General features: G+C 56.3%; 17 protein-coding genes and 1 tRNA gene. 14 read left to right on the forward strand and 4 right to left on the reverse strand.

Annotated features, from left to right (window positions below; translation table 11 throughout):
- Positions 1–31 precede the first annotated feature (31 nt).
- The 5 genes from KP707_RS07425 (at position 32) to recQ (ending at position 7,614) form a co-directional block, all read left to right on the forward strand.
- Positions 32–1,837, forward strand: a complete 1,806-nt coding sequence (locus KP707_RS07425; RefSeq protein ID WP_249202855.1) for a sensor histidine kinase — start codon at positions 32–34, stop codon at positions 1,835–1,837.
- Between the two features lie 84 nt (positions 1,838–1,921).
- Complete coding sequence (gene cydD, locus KP707_RS07430; RefSeq protein WP_211506767.1) at positions 1,922–3,613, forward strand: thiol reductant ABC exporter subunit CydD; 1,692 nt, start codon at positions 1,922–1,924, stop codon at positions 3,611–3,613.
- On the forward strand, positions 3,610–5,283 hold the full coding sequence (cydC, locus tag KP707_RS07435; RefSeq protein ID WP_211506766.1) for a thiol reductant ABC exporter subunit CydC: 1,674 nt from the start codon (positions 3,610–3,612) through the stop codon (positions 5,281–5,283). The genes cydD and cydC overlap by 4 nt, the downstream gene beginning before the upstream one ends.
- 59 nt (positions 5,284–5,342) lie before the next feature.
- Positions 5,343–5,750 (forward strand): OmpA family protein, encoded by a 408-nt coding sequence (locus KP707_RS07440; RefSeq protein WP_046901524.1) that lies wholly within the window; start codon positions 5,343–5,345, stop codon positions 5,748–5,750.
- A 13-nt stretch (positions 5,751–5,763) separates the two neighbouring features.
- Entirely contained in the window at positions 5,764–7,614 is a 1,851-nt protein-coding gene (gene recQ / locus KP707_RS07445; protein ID WP_211502697.1) for a DNA helicase RecQ, read from the forward strand.
- Between the two features lie 15 nt (positions 7,615–7,629).
- Here the strand turns inward: recQ and KP707_RS07450 are convergent, their stop codons facing one another.
- Positions 7,630–8,097: a copper chaperone PCu(A)C gene (locus KP707_RS07450; protein WP_099212706.1), complete on the reverse strand. Its 468-nt coding sequence runs from the start codon at positions 8,095–8,097 to the stop codon at positions 7,630–7,632.
- Positions 8,098–8,204: 107 nt separating this feature from the next.
- Here KP707_RS07450 and nrdR point away from each other — a divergent pair, with 107 nt between their 5' ends.
- The 3 genes from nrdR to thiL are packed head-to-tail and all read left to right on the forward strand — an operon-like array spanning position 8,205 to position 10,138.
- Positions 8,205–8,708: a transcriptional regulator NrdR gene (gene nrdR, locus KP707_RS07455; RefSeq protein WP_046901522.1), complete on the forward strand. Its 504-nt coding sequence runs from the start codon at positions 8,205–8,207 to the stop codon at positions 8,706–8,708.
- The gene (gene nusB / locus KP707_RS07460; RefSeq protein WP_046901521.1) at positions 8,705–9,187 is read left to right on the forward strand and encodes a transcription antitermination factor NusB; all 483 of its coding nucleotides are present in this window, start codon (positions 8,705–8,707) and stop codon (positions 9,185–9,187) included. Before nrdR ends, nusB begins: the two co-directional genes overlap by 4 nt.
- 3 nt (positions 9,188–9,190) lie before the next feature.
- Positions 9,191–10,138: a thiamine-phosphate kinase gene (thiL, locus tag KP707_RS07465; RefSeq protein WP_211502698.1), complete on the forward strand. Its 948-nt coding sequence runs from the start codon at positions 9,191–9,193 to the stop codon at positions 10,136–10,138.
- 21 nt (positions 10,139–10,159) lie between these two features.
- On the opposite strand, the gene KP707_RS07470 is transcribed toward thiL, so the two are convergent.
- Positions 10,160–11,329 carry a hypothetical protein gene (locus KP707_RS07470; protein ID WP_211502699.1) on the reverse strand — a complete coding sequence of 390 codons (1,170 nt, stop codon included), beginning with the start codon at positions 11,327–11,329 and terminating at the stop codon, positions 10,160–10,162.
- A 150-nt stretch (positions 11,330–11,479) separates the two neighbouring features.
- Between KP707_RS07470 and KP707_RS07475 the strand changes: the two genes are divergently transcribed.
- Together KP707_RS07475 and glk are read left to right on the forward strand one after the other, a co-directional pair.
- On the forward strand, positions 11,480–12,283 hold the full coding sequence (locus KP707_RS07475) for an SDR family oxidoreductase (protein WP_211502700.1): 804 nt from the start codon (positions 11,480–11,482) through the stop codon (positions 12,281–12,283).
- Positions 12,284–12,376: 93 nt separating this feature from the next.
- Positions 12,377–13,345, forward strand: a complete 969-nt coding sequence (glk, locus tag KP707_RS07480; protein ID WP_046901518.1) for a glucokinase — start codon at positions 12,377–12,379, stop codon at positions 13,343–13,345.
- Between the two features lie 153 nt (positions 13,346–13,498).
- Here glk and KP707_RS07485 read toward each other — a convergent pair.
- Positions 13,499–13,572 (reverse strand) — tRNA-Cys (locus KP707_RS07485).
- Between the two features lie 153 nt (positions 13,573–13,725).
- Between KP707_RS07485 and KP707_RS07490 the strand changes: the two genes are divergently transcribed.
- The 4 genes from KP707_RS07490 to KP707_RS07505 are packed head-to-tail and all read left to right on the forward strand — an operon-like array spanning position 13,726 to position 19,273.
- A complete protein-coding gene (locus KP707_RS07490; protein ID WP_099212441.1) occupies positions 13,726–15,183 on the forward strand; it encodes a TolC family outer membrane protein in 1,458 nt (485 codons plus the stop codon).
- Positions 15,184–15,219: 36 nt separating this feature from the next.
- On the forward strand, positions 15,220–15,690 hold the full coding sequence (locus KP707_RS07495) for a DUF2497 domain-containing protein (protein WP_046901517.1): 471 nt from the start codon (positions 15,220–15,222) through the stop codon (positions 15,688–15,690).
- 45 nt (positions 15,691–15,735) lie between these two features.
- A complete protein-coding gene (locus KP707_RS07500) occupies positions 15,736–18,402 on the forward strand; it encodes a valine--tRNA ligase (RefSeq protein ID WP_211502701.1) in 2,667 nt (888 codons plus the stop codon).
- The gene (locus KP707_RS07505; RefSeq protein WP_249202857.1) at positions 18,359–19,273 is read left to right on the forward strand and encodes a hypothetical protein; all 915 of its coding nucleotides are present in this window, start codon (positions 18,359–18,361) and stop codon (positions 19,271–19,273) included. Before KP707_RS07500 ends, KP707_RS07505 begins: the two co-directional genes overlap by 44 nt.
- On the opposite strand, the gene ilvD is transcribed toward KP707_RS07505, so the two are convergent.
- Positions 19,251–21,107, reverse strand: a complete 1,857-nt coding sequence (gene ilvD, locus KP707_RS07510; protein ID WP_099212435.1) for a dihydroxy-acid dehydratase — start codon at positions 21,105–21,107, stop codon at positions 19,251–19,253. The two genes, KP707_RS07505 and ilvD, sit on opposite strands and share 23 nt — an antisense overlap.
- Between the last annotated feature and the right edge of the window lie 28 nt (positions 21,108–21,135).

Raw genomic sequence — 21,135 nt, forward strand, 5'->3', positions numbered from 1 at the left:
TTATCGCAGAATGGTTTTTCGCAGCGTTCGCATGTTCGATACGGTTGGGGCTCGCGTCATGGCCCTGATCGTCGCGACAACGCTTCCCCTTGCGACAATTGCGGGTCTTCTGGCGTGGCATAGCTACCAGGAAAACGTTGGCAATGCTCTGGCCAGAACCGAGCGCGACGCTCAGGCAGCGCTTTCCGAATTATCAAGCGATCTGGACCAGACCCACAGCGTGCTGGACATGCTGGCTGACAGGGACATCACCGCGGAAACGGCTCTCCGTGAATTCGGCCTCGTCCAGACGATTTCCCAGCATCATTATTGCTCGCTGATGCTGACTGACGCGCAGGGGCATCCGTCAGTTGTGCTTCCTCCACCGTCGTCTCAAGACCCGGCGATCTGTCCGTCCGGTCAGCTCCTTACGACGCTGAACCAGAATGGCGCACGCCCTAATATCGGTGTCGATGTCATCAAGGGAGGGCGTGGCCCTCTCATAAGATTCGTCGTTCCCCTAATGAATCAGGGTACGATCGCAGGCTATATCATCGCCGTAAGGACACTAGGCTGGCAGCGCAGCCATCTCCCAGCTGGTGATGGAAGACTGCTCCTCGGTGTCAACGACAATGCGAGAAACCTCCTCATGATGGGGGATGGGTCGATTTTTTCGCTTTTTCCAGATCGACCCAATATTCCAGAACTTCCCACGGCTGTGCATGATCGGCTGAAAAGAGATATTGCGAATCATGCTTTGCATGACTCGTTCACGTTTCACGGCACGACTTACGTTCTGCAAAACGCCTATGGCCCGGTCAGCCTTCTTGTTGCTACCGAGCGAACCCACGAAGAAAGCCGGGCGCTTAATATTTTTCTGATCCGCGTGGGTCTGATTGCGACGCTTCTAGTCTTGGAGCTGTTGATCGTCGCGTGGGCTGCACGGACTTTCCTTGTAGAACCCTTGGAAAGACTTGCCTTGGCCGTAGCGGACTGGCGGCGAGGGGCGCCATTCGACCCGCGTATCAATCGTTCCATCCCTCTGGAAATCCGTCATCTTGAGCGTGCCTTTTTGAGAGCAACGCGCCGGCTTACGCGACATGAACGCGCCCTTGAGAAGTCCGCCCACCATCAGGACATGCTCATCCGGGAAATTCATCATCGGGTTAAAAACAATCTTCAGGTCATTGCATCTCTCCTGAATCTTCAAGCCAGTCGCATCCGGTCCCATGAGGCCCGCGAAGAATTCAGACTGGTGCGGGACAGGGTCCGCGCGCTCGCTACGCTGCATCGTTATCTGTATTCCGAAAACGGCCTTTCGGCGCTGGATGTCCAAAGCTTTCTGGAAGAGCTGTGTTCAATTCTCTTCTCCGCCCACAGCATGAATACGCAGACACGCATTCGGCTGGAACTGGACATCGAACATGTCCTGATTTCTCCCGATCAAGCAGTCCCCGTTGCTCTGATCGTGACTGAAGTTGTCAGCAATGCTCTCCGTTATGCTTTTCCAGAAAATCGTGCGGGCGTCGTTCGGATTTCGCTTCATCGCGTCAAAAATCCACCTGCTGACAAATCCGGGTTGGTAGAATTTGAACTCGGAGATGACGGGATTGGGCTCGAAGCGTCCCGCGCGACCGAATCACGGAACAGACGGGAAGGGATCGGCATTCAGTTGATCCGGGGATTTGCCCGCCAGATCAATGCGGATCTTCTCATCTCAAATGAAGATGGCACTTGGTACAACATGAAGTTCGTGCCCGCAGATCCGTCGCCAACAGCTGTCGCGATTGCCCATAAAGCAATCCACAGCGAAGAGTCGCCATCGTCCGCAGGCTCCGGCAGGCCGTCCGACTCCTGAAATAACCACTTAAAATCTAAATAAGCAGCAAGAAATGCGTCAAAGACTGTCTTGTGGCGACTTTGCGACCTATATGCAGGGATCATGAAGGCCGACAAGACAATCGCAAAAGCGTGGATAAAAGCTCAGGGGCGTGCCAGCCGTTCCCTGACCTCCGTTATAGTGATCCTCGGACTGCTCTCGACTCTCCTGGGTCTTCTGCAGGCATGGGCTCTGGCCCGGACACTTGCCGCCATTCTGACCGGACATCCGGGCAACGCCCCCCCGGCTATTGGAATGTTCATTGCCGTGAGCGTGATCCGCGTAGGCCTGACGGCAGTGCAGGACATCAGAGCATCGTCCGCAAGTCTTTCGGCCCGCCGCCGACTTCGTTCTGAAGTCATGGCCCGTATTATTGGCGAAGGTCCTGCGCTTTTGCGTCGGCAACACAGCTCGGCAATCGCCTCCACCCTTGTGGATCGCGTGGAAGCGCTGGATGGCTATTTTGCACGCTGGCTCCCGGCATCTGCGCTTTGGCTCGTCTCACAATGGATCGTTGTTGCGGCTGTCTTCTGGCAGAACCATCGTGCGGGCATTATCCTCACAATCTGCTGCGCATCCCTTCCGGTCTTCCAGGCATTCTTCGGGATCGCCACTGCCGTTGCGTCCCGCCGTCAGTTTCTGGCGATGACACGTCTGCAGACGCGCTTTCTGGACCGCGTAAAGGGAATTGCCACGATTGTCCTGTCTGGCAGCACGGAACGTGAAGCTCAGGCGCTGGCAGCAAGTGCTGATGATCTCCGCCTACGGACCATGAAGGTCCTGCGTATTGCCTTCATTGCATCCGCCACCACAGATATCGCCATGGTCGTAGCGCTGGTGTTGATCGTCATCACCCAGAGCCATAATCTTAGTAGCGCGACGCCTGAAATTGCCCTGACACGCGCCCTTTACGCCATTCTTCTCGTGCCAGAAGCATTCGCGTCTTTCCGTGCCTTGTCTGCGGCTTATCAGGATCGCGCCCATGCGACAGCAGCCGCCGAGGCTATGCACGAGTTGGCTGACCTTCCCGAAGAACTGTCGTCAACGCCCGCACTTGCTGCTGTACAGAATGGTCGTGGCCTCACCGTGACTGCTGAAAACCTGTCGTTTTCCTGGAACGAAGAACGCGGTCCCGTGATCGAAAACGTGAGCTTCACACTCCCGGCCGGCGAGACATTGATCCTGGAAGGGCCATCGGGCGCGGGCAAATCCACACTTCTCGAACTTCTTCTGGGTTTTGTAGACCCGACACAGGGCCGCATCCTTCTGGACGGCACAAACATGGCCCCCCTGACGCCACGACAGATTTCATCCCGCATTAGCTGGATCGGGCAGAAACCGGTCCTTTTTGCAGGAACAATTCGCGAGAACATTCTTTTCGCTAAACCTGAGGCTTCCGACCAGGAGTTGCAGTCAGCAATTTCTCACGCAGCAATGGATAGCTATATCCCGCATCTTCCCGAAGGCTTGGAAACGCGGATCGGAGAAGGCGGGTTTGGTCTTTCAGGCGGACAGGCCCAGCGCATTGCGATTGCCAGAGCCTTCCTCAAGAACGCGCCACTTCTGCTTCTGGACGAACCCACATCACATCTGGACCCGGCGACAGAGGCGGACATCCTGACCAGCCTTCATCGTCTGGCTGAGGGGCGAACAGTGGTTCTCTGTACACATTCGGCGCAGGCCCAGAAGTTCCATGGTCGCCACCTTGTTCTCAGCAAAGGTCGCGTTATCTCCTATACGGAGCAAGCAGCATGAGCGCTTCTCTTCAATCGCAGCGCCCGGAGAACAGTACGGCTCTCTCGCGTATTATCCGCGTCTGGAAGCCACATTACGGCCGCCTGATCACAGGCATCGTCATTGCAGAACTGGCTGTATGCTCCAGTCTGGCTCTCATGGGGCAGGCCGGTAGTCGCGTTGCGGCGGCTGCCGTAGGGGTTGCTGCTGGGTCGATGCTGTTACAGGCAGCCGGTGCCTCCCAGATCGTCCTGCGATATCTGGAACGCCTCTATACGCATGATGCGATGTTCCGCGCCCTGTCAGACCTGCGCGTATGGTTCTATCGCCGTCTCGCAAAAGGCGCAGCAGCAGGCCTTGGCTTCCAACGCTCTGGAGATCTCCTGTCTCGTCTGGTCTCAGACGTCCAGACGCTCGACAATCTCTACCTCCGCATTCTGGTCCCGATGGCATCCGCTGTTCTGACGCTGCCTGTTGCCGCGTTTGTCTGGCTTAAAGCTGGAACACTCCCCGGCTTGCTCACGACCGCTCTATTTGCGGTTCTCGCTTTCGCCATGCCTTGGGTGGCAACCCGAGTGTCACGGCGTTTCGGCCCGGACATTCTTCACGCTGAGGCCGATCTGCGCGTAGCAGCTCTCGATCTGACGTCAGGTCTCCGTGAGGCTCGCGCTTTTGGCGCCGAAGACCTCCTTGCAAACGCGGTAACTGAACGTCAGGAAGCCCTGTTCTCTGCCCAGCGCAGACAGGCCATCCGCATGGCGCTGACAAATCTTGTAGCTGGCCTGGTCGCCAAGGCAGGTATCGCTATCATTCTCTGCGCAGTCGCAGGTCTGATTTTCCAGCAGGCCGCACCAGTTGCTGGCATCGCAGCACTTTTTGTTGCCATTACCGCTCTAGAAGGCGTGACGGGCCTCTCTCGTGCAGGCCTTCTATATGGCCAGGTTTCGTACGCTGCTGAACGCATCATGGAAGTAGCCGAGAAGACCCCTACTGTCGCCGAGGGAACAACGCCGCTTCCATCTGGACGAGACATCAAAGTCGATAGGGTAACCTTTCGATGGACTCCGAATCGGGAACCAGTTTTTCGTGATCTCACCCTCTCTCTTCGGCAGGGCGAGCGCGCAGCGCTGATTGGCCCATCAGGTGCTGGAAAATCCAGTCTCGCAGCGCTGATTCTGAAAGTTGTTGCGCCTGAAGATGGAGAAATTCGTCTGGGTGGCGAAAATATTGCCAATCTGAACAACGACGCATTGCGCTCTCAGGTCGCGTGGCTCTCGCAGTCCAGCCACCTTTTTGATGATACGATCCGCAATAACCTTCTTCTCGGCCGCCCCGATGTTCCAGAAGCCGCACTCTGGAATGCTCTCGATCAGGCGAAAGTCGCGGATCTGGTGCACAGCCTTCCTGAAGGTCTGGATACATGGATTGGTGAAAGTGGATCGAAACTCTCAGGCGGGCAGGGACGCCGCATAGCACTTGCCCGTGTCCTACTGTCAGACGCTCCGATCCTGATCCTCGATGAACCAGCAACAGGCCTCGATGCAGATACCGAGAAGGCGTTCCTGGAGACCCTGAACAACGTTGCAGAAGGCCGCAGCGTTCTGCTGATCGCTCATCGCCTGACAGGCGTTGAAAGGCTGGATCGCATCTGGCGCCTTGAGAACGGACAGGTAGTTTCAAGCGCAGGTTGACCAGACTCTGCCGACAAGGCACCTAGGAGCCTCAATTCTTTCTCTCAGGACGTAACGCCATGGTTCGTATCCTTTCTTCCATCCGTATTGCGGCTCCGGCTTTCGTCCTGACCGCCGCTCTGGCCGGTTGTGCCGACCAGCCGACACGCGACAGCTACGTTGTTTTTTTCGACCGTGATTCCGTTTCCCTGAGCCCGGTTGCTCAGGCAGTTGTCACAAAAGCGGCTACGGCAGCACGCAATGAGCACGCTCAGAGCATCCGCGTTTCCGGTTCTGCTGGCATGAACGGTGATCCGGCCGTTCTTAAGGAACTTGCTGACAGCCGTGCGCAGGCCGTTGCAACACAGCTTGCCAATGACGGCGTGAATGGTGCGAAAATCGAGATCAAGCCAGAGCCAGAGACAACCATCGACGCCTCCCACGTTGCGCTGCGTCGCGTCTCCATCACGATCACACCGGGCCTTTGAGCCGGAGCCCGGAGTGACGGAGGGACAAAACCACCCTGCGGCCAGACCGGGCCAATCTCCCGAACAGGTCCTTGCAGACGTGTTCGGGTTTCCAGGATTTCGCGGCCTCCAGGGAGAGGCCGTTGAAACTGTCATGCGGGGCGAAGACGTTCTCGTCCTGATGCCCACGGGTGGAGGAAAGAGCCTCTGCTATCAGGTTCCCGCATTATGTCGGGACGGCATGGGTCTCGTTATTTCCCCCCTGATTGCTCTGATGGACGATCAGGTAGCCGGCCTGAGGCAGCTCGGTATCCGTGCCGCAGCCCTTCATTCCGAGCTGGACGCTGAAGAGCGCGATATCCTGCATCAGGATCTTCGCAATAATCAGATCGACATCCTGTACATTTCGCCGGAACGGCTTTTACAGCCCGCGACCAGCAACTTTCTCTCCAAGCGCCGTATTTCCCTGATCGCGATTGATGAGGCTCACTGCGTTTCTGCATGGGGACACGAATTCCGACCGGAATATCGAGCCCTCGCATCTCTTCCTGAACTCTTCCCGAACGTCCCCCGTATTGCCCTGACGGCAACGGCTGACCCGCGCACACGCGACGATATCCTGAATGTTCTCGGGATGCCCGATGCGCGCGTCCTGATGGCGAGCTTTCACAGGCCTAATCTTTTCATGGAAGCCCGCCCAAAGGGAGGCGAAAGCAAGCAGCTGACCGAGGCACTGGAAAGCCATCGGAGCGGTGCGGCCATCGTCTACTGTGGAAGCCGTAACAAGACCGAACGTGTAGCAACAATGCTGCGGGGCAAAGGCCTGACTGCGCTTCCATTTCACGCAGGCCTGTCTCCCATTGAAAAACGCGCAACGCTCATGCGGTTCCGCTCTGGCGAGGACATGGTCATTGTTGCCACAGTAGCATTTGGAATGGGCATTGATCGCCCGGACGTCCGCTGTGTAGTGCATCTGGACATGCCATCCTCACCGGAAGCCTATTACCAGCAGATTGGACGGGCAGGGCGTGATGGTGAGAAGTCTGACACGCTCCTGCTTTATGGCGGTGAGGATATGGCTCGCGCGCGACACTGGCTGGAGCAGTCAAGCGCGCCTGACAACGAAAAGCGCGTCATGCAGTCCCGTCTGGAGAGCATGATTGCTCTCACGGAAACCACAGGCTGCCGCACACAAGCGCTTCTGGCGTGCTTTGGAGAAAATCTGTCCTCTCCCTGTGGCCATTGCGACAACTGCATCAATCCCGTGTCCACATTCGATGGCACTGAAGCCGCACAGAAAGTTTTGTCAGCCATTTATCGCACAGGACAACGCCTCGGCGCCGTCCAGCTCACCAACGTCTTACGCGGCAAAACCAACGAAACCATCGAACGTCACGCCTATCAGCACCTTTCAGTGTTCGGGATCGGGAAGGATCAGACCGAGAACTGGTGGCGTGCCGTGGTCAGACAGCTCATCGCGCGCGGTGCAATCCGAACGCACGGCGAACATGGGAGCCTTGCGCTTCAGAGCGATATTGCGCGGCCAATCCTTCGTGGGGAAGAAAGGGTCTCGTTGCGACTGGATGCCAAGCAGAGTCTTATTGCGCGGTCTCCGACCACCAATCCGGAAAACGACAATCTTTCCGCAGAAGAAAAATCTGTTTTCGATGCCCTGCGGCAATGGCGCCTTTCAGAAGCGCGGGAGCAGGAAATTCCCCCCTACGTCATTTTCCACGATTCGGTTCTTCGGGACATCGCAAGAGAGCACCCCGTCAGCCATCAGGAACTCGGTAGTATCAAAGGGGTCGGGGCCTCGAAACTCGACCGGTACGGCGAATCGGTTCTGGCCGTTATCAAGGAGATCTCAGCCACCATCATGGCCTGAGATCTCCAAATCAGTTTATTTGGCCGCTTCGACCGTAAAACCGATCGTTATGCTGTCACCATCGAGGAACTCGAAGGTAAACGGTACTTTCTGTCCGATCTGAAGACCCTGCTGCACACCACCGCACAGCAGATGATAGCCGGAAACCGGAAATATCATGTCTGAGTTATGGGGCAGAGCCAGATGCGAAAACAGATCGTTCGTGGCCTGCGTCTGCTCCTGGTTCGTGTGATGCGCTGTGATGGTGGAGCAGGCCGGTGACGTGATGCCCTTCAACAGATGATCACTGTCATCGTCATTGCGAATCGTAAAATACGCATTGGCCCGAGTGTCGTCATGCTTCGACGGGGCAAGTGTTCCATCCAGAACGACAATTTTTTGGCGATTATGCTGTGCAACTGGCAGAGCGCCAGTGTCCTGCGCAAAAGCAGGAACAGCAGAGAGCGATAACAAGACAGCAAAAGCCGCAGATACCCGTTTCAACGATAGTCTCCCGGTAACGGACAGGCCCATTTGGGCCAGAACGGATGATCCGGTAAACTGCTCCTATTTTCCTGGCCCCGACAAGGCCCGAACGATCAGGACTGTTCATGCGTTGCCCTTTCTGCGGACACGACGACACTCAGGTAAAGGACAGCCGGTCCAGTGAAGACGGGACCGCAATCCGACGTCGGCGCGTCTGCTCGGTCTGCACACAGCGCTTTACAACCGTAGAGCGCGTCCAGCTTCGTGAGTTGAACGTTATCAAGGCAGATGGCCGGCGTGTCCCCTTCGATCGGGACAAGCTCAGCCGTTCAATCCGCGTCGCTTTGCGCAAACGCCCCGTTGAAGAAGAGCGGCAGGAACGCCTGGTCAATGGGCTTGTCCGGCAGCTTGAGGCGTCCGGAGAGCAGGATATTTCTTCACATCGTATCGGCGAACTTGCGATGGACGCATTGCGCGAGGTGGACGGTGTGGCTTATGTCCGCTTCGCCAGCGTTTATCGCGACTTCCGCGAGGTCGAGGCTTTCTCGAAGATCCTCGCCGACATGAACCCCATAACCGGGGACGCAGACGCGTCTCCCGGAAAAAACGACTCCCAGGAGACACCATGACCGCATCAGACGCGCCCAACAGCCGACCAACGCGCCGCAGCCGGACAATTGCCCGTGTTGCAGCCGTTCAGGCTCTGTTCCAGTGCGAACAGTCCGGCGACAATGCGGAGACCGTCCTCGGCCAGTTTCTCCGTCACCGCCGCGTCAGCCCGACAGCATCCTTTGAAGACGGCCACATTCCTGATGCCGACCTGACTCTGATGCAGGAAATTGTTCGTGGCGTAACGCTCGATCAGGACAAGATCGACCACACGTTAAGCGATCTGCTTCCCGAGCAGTGGCCAATGACGCGCCTCGATCCCGTTCTTCGCGGACTGCTCCGGGCTGCAACATTCGAAATCGCTGACACCGATACGCCCGACCGCATCGTGATCAATGAATATATGGACGTTGCACACGGCTTTTTCTTCGGGGACGAGCCAAAGATGGTGAACGGCATTCTTGATGCCGTCAGCCGGCGCAACGAAAGCAACACCTGAAGCATGTCGGGCGAATTCAGTTTCATCGCCCGACATTTCCGGCAGCTCGCTGGCCCGGAAAGTCTCGACCTTCGAGACGACTGCGCGCTGATCTCTTGCCCCTCGGGGCAGGAGATGGCCATTTCTACCGACACGATGGTCGAGAACGTCCATTTTCTGACGGATGATCCCCCTGAAACAGTGGGGCGCAAGCTTCTCCGCTGCAATCTCTCAGATCTCGCCGCCATGGGCGCAGAGCCCTATGCCTACACCCTGAACGTCACCATCCCACACGCATCTTGCTACGATGACGTGTGGTTCAGTGCGTTTGCTGCGGGCCTGGCGGAGGATCAGAAGCTCTATGGCGTAACGCTACTCGGGGGAGACACGACCTCGACGGCGGGTCCACTTGTTCTGTCAGCAACAGTTTTTGGACGACTGAAAAAAGGCACTGCTCTTCGCCGGAGCGGAGCCAAAGCTGGTGACAGCCTGTGGGTTACCGGAACAATCGGTGATGCCGCGCTTGGCCTGTTAGCTCTCCAAGGAAAAATTTCTGATCCAACAGGTTTCCTGTCAGAGCGTTACCGTTTGCCCCGCCCACGAACGGGTTTGAACCTGAGTGGGCTTGTGCATGCGGCTATGGATATTTCTGATGGCCTGATACAGGACTCCGGTCATATCGCGGCAGAATCCGGTGTGGCCATAGATATTTTGGCAGACACAGTTCCGGCCTCCTCGGCTGCCAACGCACTCGGGTCACAATGGCTCGAACAACGTCTCACAGGCGGCGATGATTACGAGCTTCTTTTAACCTGTGCCCCTGAAAACGAGAGCATGTTGGTTCAGGCGTGCTCTCAAAGAAACGTGCCCGTCACTCGTATCGGGGCCATCCGCTCAGGAGCCGGAGTTCACGTTCTAAATGCTGAGGGACAGGTTATGGAAATACAAAAAAAAGGGTGGCAGCACTTCTAAAGCTGGCACCCCTTTCAGAGCTCAATCCTGGACTGAGCGTTCGTACAGGCGATAACGCTTGTACGGATGCGGAACTACAGCTTCCGCCAAATTCTTCATTCTCGTGTCAGATTCCTGAATCCACCCAAGCTCTACCCAGGAATAGGGTAGAGAGCGCCCGCGACGCAGCAGTTCCGAGATTGCCAGAGAGGGCAGGAGAGAGCCCAGCATCGTGCCCTGAAGCTTGCGCGTGACGCCCAACAGAATGACACGCGCAGAATGGAAGCGATGCAGTCCCAGACGGGCAGCGAGCTTGATCCAACCGAGCGGCGTGGGATCACCACCGAGATCGCCTGCAATATCGTAAAGATTGGGAACAACCAGAGCCATGGCCACCGGCTCACCGTCCTGATCAATCTGAACATAGTGCTCTGGTCTCAGCAGCGGCTTGAGCTGATTGATCATCGCCTTCATTTCGTAGTCCTGCAAAGGCACGAAATTGTACTTTCCACTCCAGGCATCGTTGTAGAGCGTCCGCAGGACTTCACCTTGCGCTGCGATCTGCTTCTTGGAAAGACGCGTTACGGAAATGGATCCGAGACGACCTTCTCCGATTTTCAGATCACCCGGAACGCGAAAATTGGCCCTGTTTTCTTCAGTCAGATAGAAACGGTAGCTCAGAAGATCTTCGCTTCGTTCGTAGCCAGCGCCTTCGACCAGCTGCCCCAGCAGTTTGGGGTGCCAGGGCATCGCAATCATGAGTGGCTGATCCTGCCCCTCGATCATGAGCCCGGATTCACCATTCCCGCTCAGCGTAACCGGACCACGCACGCGATCCATGCCCTGAAGGCGAAGCCAGTGACGGGCAGCACTCAGGAGGGCTGCAACAACAGACGCCTCCGGCACAGCATCCAGCGCGCCGAAAGACCCTGTTTTCTCACCCCAGAATTCAATCGCACGATGATCAACAATCGCAGCAATACGACCGACAGGGGTGTCACCACGCCAAGCCAGAAAATAGCGAATGCTGGCATGACGGAAAATGGCAGCTTTCTTGGGGTTCAGAAGGTCATTCTGTTCCATGTCCAGTGGCGGAACAAACCCGGGCATTCCAGCGTAAATACGGCGGGGCAGGGTAATAAAGAGCTTCAAATGTGCCCGCGTCGTAACCGGACGGACTACTAGATCATCTTGCGGAGCGGGCGATGTCATAGGGTCGGGCCTTGCACCTCTGGTTGAAAAATTTTTCAGAGCTAATGGAGTAATATGCCTTAACAGCACAGGGTCGCATTTTTTCGCACCGGAAGGCTATACCCTCCCATTACCAATCCGACCATGACTTTCAACGTGGATATCTCTCGCATGGCAACCTTTCCGCTTTCCAGACGCGGCCCTCAGTCACGAATTCTGATCACCGGAGCCTCCAGCGGCATCGGTGAGGCACTCGCACTTCACTATGCACGGGCAGGAACACATCTTGTTCTATGGGGCCGCAACCAAGAGCGACTGGATAAGGTCGCGGCGCAGGCCCAACGCCACGGCGCCACGACGGAAACTCTCGCTCTTGATCTGTGTGACACAGACGCGGCCCTTGCTGCCTTACGAGAAGCCGACGACGTCAGCCCGATCGATATTCTCGTTCTCGGTGCAGGGCTGGGAGACATCCGCCCGGAAAATGAACTCACAGAAATCCCGGAGCAGGTGAAAACCATTTCACTGGTCAACTTCACGACGCCCGTGACCCTGGCCACAGAAATGGCACGTCGCATGGCTCCGCGGGGTGGCGGAAATATCGCTCTCATCGGTTCTGTTGCTGCTTTCCATGATCTTCCCGTCGCGACGGCCTATAGCGGCTCAAAAGCTGGCCTTGCCCGTTTCAGCACCGCGCTTCATGCCGCCATGACACCGCACAATGTTCATGTGACGCTTGTCTCTCCGGGATATGTCGACACGCCCATGAGCCAGCGTCTGGAAGGAGCTCGACCGCTCCTGGTGTCCTCCACCAAAGCAGCGCGGCTCATCGCACGCGCCATCGGGCAGGGACGGGCGCATCTTCTGTTTCCATGGCCCTTCGCTCTGGCCCGACTTCTGGAGATGCTGGTGCCGCGGCCAATCGTTCATCGCCTGCTCCGTTCCGCCGAAGTGCGACAACGTGCTGCAAATTAAGAAAAGCCGCCTCTCACTAACTTGACGGCATGCTGCCGGTAGGCGACTGCTTCCACATTCAACAGATGCCAGACAGGCCAGAGGATAGTTGTCATGAGGGAAATCGTTGCGGTCGATATCGGCGGCACCCATGCCCGTTTTGCAATCGCAAGCATCGAAAACGGAACCGTCGCTGAACTGGGTGAAGCCGTCACCCTGAAATGCGCCGAGCACGCAAGCCTGGCTCTGGCCTGGGAAGCTTTTGGCAGGACACTGGACCGCCCTTTACCAAGGGAAGCCGGGATTGCCGTGGCTTGTCCGGTTACAGGTGAAATTCTGAAGATGACCAATAATCCCTGGGTCATTCATCCGACGCAGCTTGCCAGCCGTCTGCATCTCGACAACTTCGTTCTGGTCAACGATTTCGGTGCCGTGGCTCATGCGGTCGCTCAGGTTGACTCATCATATATGAGACATCTGTGCGGCCCGGACGTGGATCTTCCATCACAGGGAACCATCACGATTGTCGGGCCGGGTACGGGTCTGGGGGCAGCCTGCCTGCTACGCCGTGGAGAAAAATACTTTGTCATGGAGACCGAGGGCGGCCACCTCGACTACCCACCACTCGACGAAGTTGAAGACAACATCCTCAAGGCGCTCCGCCAGCGTTTCCGGCGTGTTTCAGCAGAACGCATCGTGTCTGGCCCCGGCCTGACCAACCTTTACGAAGTCATTGCTGAACAGCAGGGCCTACCCATCACACTACGCGATAACAGAACACTCTGGCAGAACGCCATGGAAGGTTCCGACACGATCGCAGCCGCAGCTCTGGAGCGCTTCTGTCTGAGCCTTGGTGCCGTTTCTGGTGATCTTGCCCTGGCACACGGCGCCCATGCCGTTGTGATTGCCGGCGGCCTAGGACTGCGCCTGGCGAATATTCTCGGTGAATCCGGCTTTGCCGAACGTTTCGTCGCAAAAGGGCGCTTTGAGACCATGATGAGCGAAATGCCTGTCAAAATCATCACGCATCCCCAGCCTGGTCTCTTTGGGGCAGCCGCAGCCTATGCAGAGGCTCACTCCTGACAGACTGAGCAAGACGGCTGGCTAACGTGACGCAATACACACGGCCAGCCGATCAAAAAAGCCAATACTTTATTTGAAAATGGTAAAATCGAATTCCTGATTTTTAGAACATCAGGAAAAAACAGCTATTTTCTGCGGGGGGAGTAGTCTCTCTGGAGGTCCGGGCGGGAATCGAACCCACATTCGCGGATTTGCAGTCCGCTACATCACCATTCTGCCACCGGACCTCGGAGGAGACAGGGGCTATATCGTCTTTCAGGACATTTTGGTCAAGAGAGATATTTCAGCCTCGATGAGGATTTTTCTTCTGAGAGGGATCAGGCTATTAAGGGCTGATTCACGAAACGCTGCGATACAGTGTTCAGATGGCAGGATATCTCATGACTTCAGGATGCAACGGCACAAAGGCTCTATCTGGTCCCTTGGGACTGGGTCTTCTGAGCTTTCTCCTGAGCGGAACAGCCCTGGCTCAGAAGTATGACGGGAGCGGGTCCCCAACCTTCGTCCCACATACTTTGCAGGAAGCTCTTTCCACTGCCTATCTGACAAACCCCACACTCCGCGAGGAGCGTGCCCGCCTGCGTGCAACAGATGAGCAGGTTCCGACCGCAATGGCGGGCTGGCACCCGACCATCCAGACAACAATGAACCTGACCTACTACGACGGTCAGACCAACTATGCCGCCGGCAGCGGTAATTTGGGGACGAACCAGCGCTATCAGACGCCTGGATACAGCGGCGGTGTGAATATTACCCAGCCTTTGTATGAAGGCGGCAAAACTGTCGCAGGCATTCACGCAGCGACAAATCAGGTGATGGCTGAACGCGCCAAACTGATCTCGACAGAACAGACAGTCTTCACAAATGTCGTCAATGCCTATGTAGGCGTCGTTCAGGACGAGCAACTTCTGCAGCTCGCCATCAATAATGAGCGCGTTCTCCAGCAGCAGGTTCAGGCCACGCAGGAACGCTTCCACGTTGGTGAAATTACCAGAACTGACGTCGCCCAGGCGCAGGCAGCTCTTGCAAGCGCAACAGCGCAGCGGCAGCAGGCGGAAGGAACTCTTCAGGGAGCGCAGGCAACCTATATGCAGGTCGTGGGGATTGCTGCGCCTCCAAACATTGAAGCGCCCCAGCCACTCAAGCTGCCCGTTCAAAGTGAGCGCGAAGTCGTTGCCCTTGCAGTTCAGAACAATCCAGACGTTGTGAATGCGCTCTTCACTGAAGCGCAGCAAAAAGACAATGTGTCTGTACAGATCTCGGCGATTATGCCCAAGGTTTCCGCTGAGCTTGCTTTTCAGCACTCCATAAATCAGGGTTACAGCCGCTCGCTGACAGATAATAAATATGGAATGCTGGCCTTCCAGATTCCGATCTATCAGGGCGGTTCTGAATATTCTGCCATCCGCGGTGCACGCCAGCAGGCCCAGGCCGCCCATCGTGAAGTGGATGTGCAGCGCCGTACGGCCCTTCAGAAAGGAGCGGCGAGCTGGCAACAGATGGTTGCTTTCAAGCAATCCATCAACAGTGACCGCGTGGCCATTTCCGCCAACGTAATTGCGTTAGATGGTGTGGAACGTCAGGCTCTGGTCGGGACCAGCACAACACTGGCCGTTCTCCAGCAGCAGCAGACACTCCTGCAGGCCCAGCAGACACTGGTTCAGCACCTGTCTAATCTGGTCATCTCCTCGTATGCGGTCGCAGCGTCGATCGGAAGACTGACGGCATCTGACCTCAAGCTGGGGGTCCCGCTCTACGATGAAAAAGCCTACTACAATGCGGTCAAGAACAGACTGTGGGGCACCAGCGACTACGCGATCAATCAGCCTGGACGCTAATGCTTTTCCTGTAATGCTCAAGATGCCCCATACGTCATGACCTCTCCATCTCCGGAGCCGCAGCGTGGCTCGGCTGACGATACAATCGACACCGTCCTTAGCTCGATCCGCCGGATCCTGAAGGATGACAAGACTTTGAACAAAACAGTGGAGAGCACACTCGTGACGTCAGCTATCGAAAATGACGAACTGACCCTTGAACCATCCATGATGGTGTCACCTGCAAAGACAGAGCACGGCAACTCCGCGCCGCAGGATGATCTCATGGGCGCACAAACCATTGCTGCTGCAGAGCACTCGCTCAATGACCTGCAGACCGCATTCAGCAGTAACGGAAAATCAATCCCGTCTGATACCGTCGTGAGCGGAAGCAGCGGCATGACGATTGAAGACATGGTTCGCACTGAAGTGCGCTCCATGGTACGGACGTGGCTGGATGCTCATCTGCCTTCGCTTGTAGAAATTCTGGTGCGCGCCGAGATTGCGCGCCTGCGCCCGAATAACTGATTGCCTTCTTTTACCAACATTTGCCGCTGAACTTTCTGGATTATCATGCTCGAAAAAAGTTTTGTTCCCGCTGATCATGAAACGTCTCTCTACGAAAGCTGGGAGAACAACGGGGCTTTCCGTGCCGACCCGAGTGCACCGGGAACGCCATTTTCGATCATGTTTCCCCCACCAAATGTCACAGGGACACTGCATCTCGGCCATGCCCTGACATTTACGCTGCAGGACATTCTGATCCGCTGGAAGCGTCAGGAGGGCTGCAATGTCCTGTGGCAGCCAGGAACTGACCATGCTGGCATCGCCACGCAAATGGTTGTCGAACGCTCGCTCGATAAAGAAGGCGTCAGCAGAACCGCGTTAGGTCGCGAAGGCTTTCTCGAGCGGGTGTGGAAGTGGAAAGAGCAGTCCGGCGGGGAGATCGTCCAGCAGCTTCGCAAACTTGGTGCTTCGGCAGACTGGGACCGCGAACGCTTCACCATGGACGAGGGGCTTTCACGCGCCGTCCGCAAGGTCTTTGTACAGTTACACCAGGAAGGGATCATTTATCGTGATCGCCGCCTGGTAAACTGGGATCCAAACTTCCGTTCCGCGATTTCCGACCTTGAGGTTGAGAACCGTGAAACCAAGGGATCCATGTGGTACATCCGTTATCCACTTGAAGATGGACGTACGATAACGGTTGCAACTACGCGCCCTGAAACGATGCTGGCAGACGTTGCCGTTGCCGTTCATCCTGAAGATGAACGCTACGCCGACATGGTGGGCAAGTTTGTCACGCTCCCGCTAACGGGTCGCCGCATTCCTGTTGTGGCAGACCTCTATTCCGACCCTGAAAAGGGAACTGGCGCTGTAAAAATCACGCCTGCTCACGACTTTAATGACTTTGAAGTGGGCAAAAGACACAATCTGTCTGCGCCCACGATGCTGGATGAAACAGCCCATATCTGGCTCGACGAAATCCGTGCCGAACTGGCTGAGATCGACGGCCTGTCGTCAGTAGCGTTTGTGGAATCGCTTGCTGGCCTAAGCCGGGAAGAGGGACGCAAGCGCATTGTCGCCGAACTCGAACGTCTTGAGTGGCTTGAAAAAATCGAACCACATAAGCTTCAGGTCCCCTATGCCGAGCGCGGTGGCGCGGTTGTCGAACCGCGCCTGACCCTGCAGTGGTATTGCGATGCAAAAAAGCTTTCAGGCCCAGCAGTAGAGGCCGTGGAAAGTGGTAAAATCGTTTTCGAGCCCAGACAGTGGCAGAATACGTTCTTCGCCTGGATGCGAGACATTCAGCCATGGTGCATCAGCCGCCAGCTCTGGTGGGGGCATCGTATTCCGGCTTGGTATGGCCCGGATGGCAGTGTTTATGTCGCTAATACAGAATCTGAGGCCCAGGCCCAGGCCGGTGATGGCGTTCCACTGACGCAGGACGAAGATGTTCTCGACACGTGGTTCAGCTCTGGCCTCTGGCCCTTCACAACTCTCGGCTGGCCGGACAAAACGCCCGAACTTGCTCACTATTACCCGACGAGCGTCCTCGTCACGGGCTTTGATATTATCTTCTTCTGGGTTGCCCGGATGATGATGATGGGCCTGCATTTCATGGACGACGTGCCTTTCCGAACGGTCCTGATCCACGGCCTTGTCAGGGACGAAAAAGGGCAAAAAATGTCCAAGTCCAAGGGGAATGGGCTGAACCCTCTGGACCTGATTGCAGAGTTTGGTGCTGATGCAACGCGTCTGGCAATCTGTGCGGGTACAGGCCCAGGCCGCGACATCAAGCTCGGTCGCAAGCGCGTTGAAGAGCACCGTGCATTCGTCACGAAACTGTGGAATGCGTCCCGTTTCCTTGAGATGAATGGCGCACAGCCCGTAGAGGACTTCGATCCAGCGAGCGTCCAAAGCAGTCTGGGGCGCTGGATCCTCTCAGAAGCCAACACCGCCATTGCGGATGCACAGCAGGCACTTTCGAACTATCGGTTCGATGAGTACGCTAACTGCTGCTATCGTTTCGTGTGGAGCTGTTTCTGTGACTGGTTCGTAGAGTTTTCCAAACCCGTCTTCGCGGCGGAAAATGACGAAACCATCGAACTTCGCGCGGTCAGTGCCCATGTTTTAGGACTGATTCTGCGCCTCATGCAGCCTGTGACACCATTTGTAACAGCTACACTTTGGAAAGAACTGGGCTATTCCGGTGACTTCACGGCAATTCGCTGGCCGGAGAAAATGCCGGTACCGAACGCTGAAGAAGCCCGTGCAGAACTGGATTGGGTCGTACGTTTGATCAGCGAACTTCGTACGCTTCGCTCTGAGATGAATATCCCCCCAGCACAGAAAGCACCGCTGATTTTCCGCGATGTTTCGCCTGAAAATCTTATTCGTGCAAAAACATGGGCTGAAGCTATTGGCCGCATGGCACGCGTCTCGGACGTTGATGTTTTCCAAGGCGAAATTCCCAAAAACGCCGCTCAAATCGTTCTTGATGAAGCGACGATCTTTATCCCGCTGGAGGGTCTGATCGATCTCGATGCAGAACGGGGACGTCTTGCAAAAGAGATCAGCAAGAACGACAGTGAGATCATCAAGGTCCGTCGCAAACTGGACAACGCTGATTTTGTTGCACGTGCAAAGCCGGAAGTGGTTGAAGAAAACCGTCAGCGCCTTGAAACTTTCGAGCATGATCTCGAACGCCTCAAGGCTGCACTTGCGCGGCTTGGCTAAGCCTCCCAAGCTTTTCCTGATTGCCTTGGCAATGATGCTTTCACAGACATCAATTGCCAGGGCCACAGAGCTTCCTGTCGGACCCAGCGCCCAGAAAGCCATTCTGTATGGTCGGTCGCTGGATATTGACGCGTTCCGACCGTCTGGTTGTCGTTTAAGGGCTATCCTGTTCGTGTTGGCGGCAAAAGACCGTGATAACGAGGCATACCGTGATCAAAGTATCCCCCTCGCACGCGCTGTCTGCGGGGTGGTCTTTTCACCGTCGTTTCCTCTGAAGCAGTTTCCAACCTGGCAATATCAGCGCGGCGGTTTTCCCGTACGGCAGGACGAAATCCCGGCTGCGACACTGATCAAGCCCATGGAACAATGGGCATGGGAGGAAACCCAGCAGCCGGATCTTCCCATTATTCTGATTGGCCACTCAGCTGGCGCGCAGTTTCTGGACCGCGTGGCGGCATATGCTCCGGCAAATGAGGTCGAAATCATCCTCATGAACCCAGCAACATACGTGGAGCCAGAAACTGACAGTCCAGTCCCTTATGGATTTAATGGCTGGCCGGAGAATACCCAGCAGCAATCAATCAAGCGTTATTTGGCTGAACATCTCACCATCCTGCTTGGTTCGGACGATGTGGAGACTACTCTCGAGGCAGGCCGCATTGCCCAAGCCATGGGACAAGGCCGCAATCGCCTGGAGAGAGGGCAGTGGGCCTATGCCCAAGCCAGAGAAGAAGCCTACAGGCTTGATGTCCCTTTTAACTGGGACATCGATATCGTGCCCAACACGGGGCATGACGGGCCCAAAATGCTGGCCTCTCCCGAGTTGAGAGAGGCCGTAGAGCGCGTGATCAGCCGCGTGTCTTCACAATAATCTGAGACAGATCACGAACAGCACCGTTGGCAGCGCTTGTTGTCATCGCCGCATATGCCTGCAGAGCGCGGGATACGACACGCGTACGGTTTGGCTTCCAGGCATTTTCGCCACGGCCATTCATGGCTTCACGACGGCTCGAGATTTCGGCATCTGAAATATCAAGACGCATCGTCCGGTTTGGAATGTCGATCACGATGCGATCACCATCTTCTACCAAGCCGATCACACCGCCTTCAGCAGCCTCCGGCGAGACATGCCCGATGGAGAGGCCTGAGCTACCACCCGAGAAACGGCCATCGGTCACCAGAGCGCAGACTTCAGCCAGCCCTTTGGATTTCAGATAGCTGGTCGGGTACAGCATTTCCTGCATCCCTGGACCACCGCGCGGGCCCTCGTAGCGGATAACAACAACATCGCCAGCAACGATCTTGTTCCCAAGAACAGCGGCAACAGCATCGTCCTGACTTTCAAACACGCGAGCCGTACCTGTGAAGGTCAGAATGTCTTTGGCCACGCTGGCCGTTTTCACAATCGCGCCGTCCTCCGCGAGGTTGCCGTACAGAACGGCTAGCCCACCATCCTGCGAGAAGGCATGAGCACGGCTTCGCAGGACGCCCTTCTCACGATCCGTATCCAGTTCATGGTATTGGCTGGACTGTGAGAAGGCATGCACGGTGCGCACTCCACCAGGAGCGGCCTTGAACATTTTAACCGCTTCTTCGCCACCATTCATGATGTCCCACTTCTGAAGGGCATCAGCCAATGTGGGAGCATGAACGGTTGGAAGAGATGTTTGCAGCAGACCTGCGCGATCGAGTTCGCCCAGAATGGCTGGAACACCACCTGCACGATGCACGTCTTCCATGTGAACGTCTGCTTTGGCAGGCGCGACTTTGCAAAGATGCGGCACCTTGCGGGACAGACGATCAATGTCTGCCATGTGGAAATCCACTTCACCTTCACGGGCAGCAGCCAGCAGATGCAATACGGTATTCGTTGATCCACCCATGGCAATATCCAGCGCCATGGCATTTTCAAACGCACTCCGGGTTGCGATGCTCCGCGGCAGCACAGAGGCATCGTCCTGCTCATACCAGCGACGTGCCAGCTCAACTGAGAGACGACCGGCCCTCAGGAACAGATCGCGACGGTCAGCGTGGGTTGCCAGCAGAGACCCGTTACCAGGCAGCGCAAGGCCCAGCGCTTCCACAAGGCAATTCATGGAATTGGCCGTAAACATGCCGGAGCATGAGCCACAGGTCGGGCAGGCTGAGCGCTCGATCTGTTCAGATTCACTGTCCGTCACGTTCGGGTTCGCCGCAGCAACCATCGAATCTACGAGGTCCAGCTTACGCTCAACACCTGGGCCATTGAGCTTGCCCGCTTCCATGGGGCCACCAGACACGAACACAACTGGAATGTTCAGTCGCAGGGAGGCCATCAGCATACCCGGCGTGATCTTGTCGCAGTTGCTGATGCAGACAATGGCATCAGCACAGTGCGCGTTCACCATATACTCAACGGAGTCAGCAATCAGCTCTCGTGAGGGCAGGGAATACAGCATTCCGCCGTGTCCCATGGCGATGCCATCATCCACAGCGATCGTGTTGAATTCTTTAGCAACGCCACCGGCTTCCTCAATGGCGGAAGCCACGAGAGAGCCCATATCTTTCAGATGCACATGCCCAGGAACAAACTGGGTGAAAGAGTTGGCAATCGCGATAATAGGCTTTCCGAAGTCACCGTCCTTCATCCCCGTTGCGCGCCAGAGCGCACGCGCGCCAGCCATGTTGCGGCCATGGGTCGTAGTGCGGGAACGATAGGCAGGCATCAGAACAGAACTTTCATAACAGAAGGAG

Source organism: Gluconobacter sp. P5E10 (genome assembly GCF_018812145.1).
GTDB lineage: Bacteria > Pseudomonadota > Alphaproteobacteria > Acetobacterales > Acetobacteraceae > Gluconobacter > Gluconobacter cerinus.

What these genes read in the sequence shown, in the direction of transcription:
- glk (WP_046901518.1), top strand. Translation starts at nt 12,377, where the DNA reads ATGAGGGAAATCGTTGCGGTCGATATCGGCGGCACCCATGCCCGTTTT.
- nusB (WP_046901521.1), top strand. Translation starts at nt 8,705, where the DNA reads ATGACCGCATCAGACGCGCCCAACAGCCGACCAACGCGCCGCAGCCGG.
- KP707_RS07490 (WP_099212441.1), top strand. Translation starts at nt 13,726, where the DNA reads ATGACTTCAGGATGCAACGGCACAAAGGCTCTATCTGGTCCCTTGGGA.
- KP707_RS07440 (WP_046901524.1), top strand. Translation starts at nt 5,343, where the DNA reads ATGGTTCGTATCCTTTCTTCCATCCGTATTGCGGCTCCGGCTTTCGTC.
- KP707_RS07475 (WP_211502700.1), top strand. Translation starts at nt 11,480, where the DNA reads ATGGCAACCTTTCCGCTTTCCAGACGCGGCCCTCAGTCACGAATTCTG.
- nrdR (WP_046901522.1), top strand. Translation starts at nt 8,205, where the DNA reads ATGCGTTGCCCTTTCTGCGGACACGACGACACTCAGGTAAAGGACAGC.
- thiL (WP_211502698.1), top strand. Translation starts at nt 9,191, where the DNA reads ATGTCGGGCGAATTCAGTTTCATCGCCCGACATTTCCGGCAGCTCGCT.
- KP707_RS07500 (WP_211502701.1), top strand. Translation starts at nt 15,736, where the DNA reads ATGCTCGAAAAAAGTTTTGTTCCCGCTGATCATGAAACGTCTCTCTAC.
- cydC (WP_211506766.1), top strand. Translation starts at nt 3,610, where the DNA reads ATGAGCGCTTCTCTTCAATCGCAGCGCCCGGAGAACAGTACGGCTCTC.
- KP707_RS07470 (WP_211502699.1), bottom strand. Translation starts at nt 11,329, where the DNA reads ATGACATCGCCCGCTCCGCAAGATGATCTAGTAGTCCGTCCGGTTACG.
- KP707_RS07505 (WP_249202857.1), top strand. Translation starts at nt 18,359, where the DNA reads ATGATCTCGAACGCCTCAAGGCTGCACTTGCGCGGCTTGGCTAAGCCT.
- ilvD (WP_099212435.1), bottom strand. Translation starts at nt 21,107, where the DNA reads ATGCCTGCCTATCGTTCCCGCACTACGACCCATGGCCGCAACATGGCT.
- cydD (WP_211506767.1), top strand. Translation starts at nt 1,922, where the DNA reads ATGAAGGCCGACAAGACAATCGCAAAAGCGTGGATAAAAGCTCAGGGG.
- KP707_RS07495 (WP_046901517.1), top strand. Translation starts at nt 15,220, where the DNA reads ATGACCTCTCCATCTCCGGAGCCGCAGCGTGGCTCGGCTGACGATACA.
- KP707_RS07425 (WP_249202855.1), top strand. Translation starts at nt 32, where the DNA reads ATGTTCGATACGGTTGGGGCTCGCGTCATGGCCCTGATCGTCGCGACA.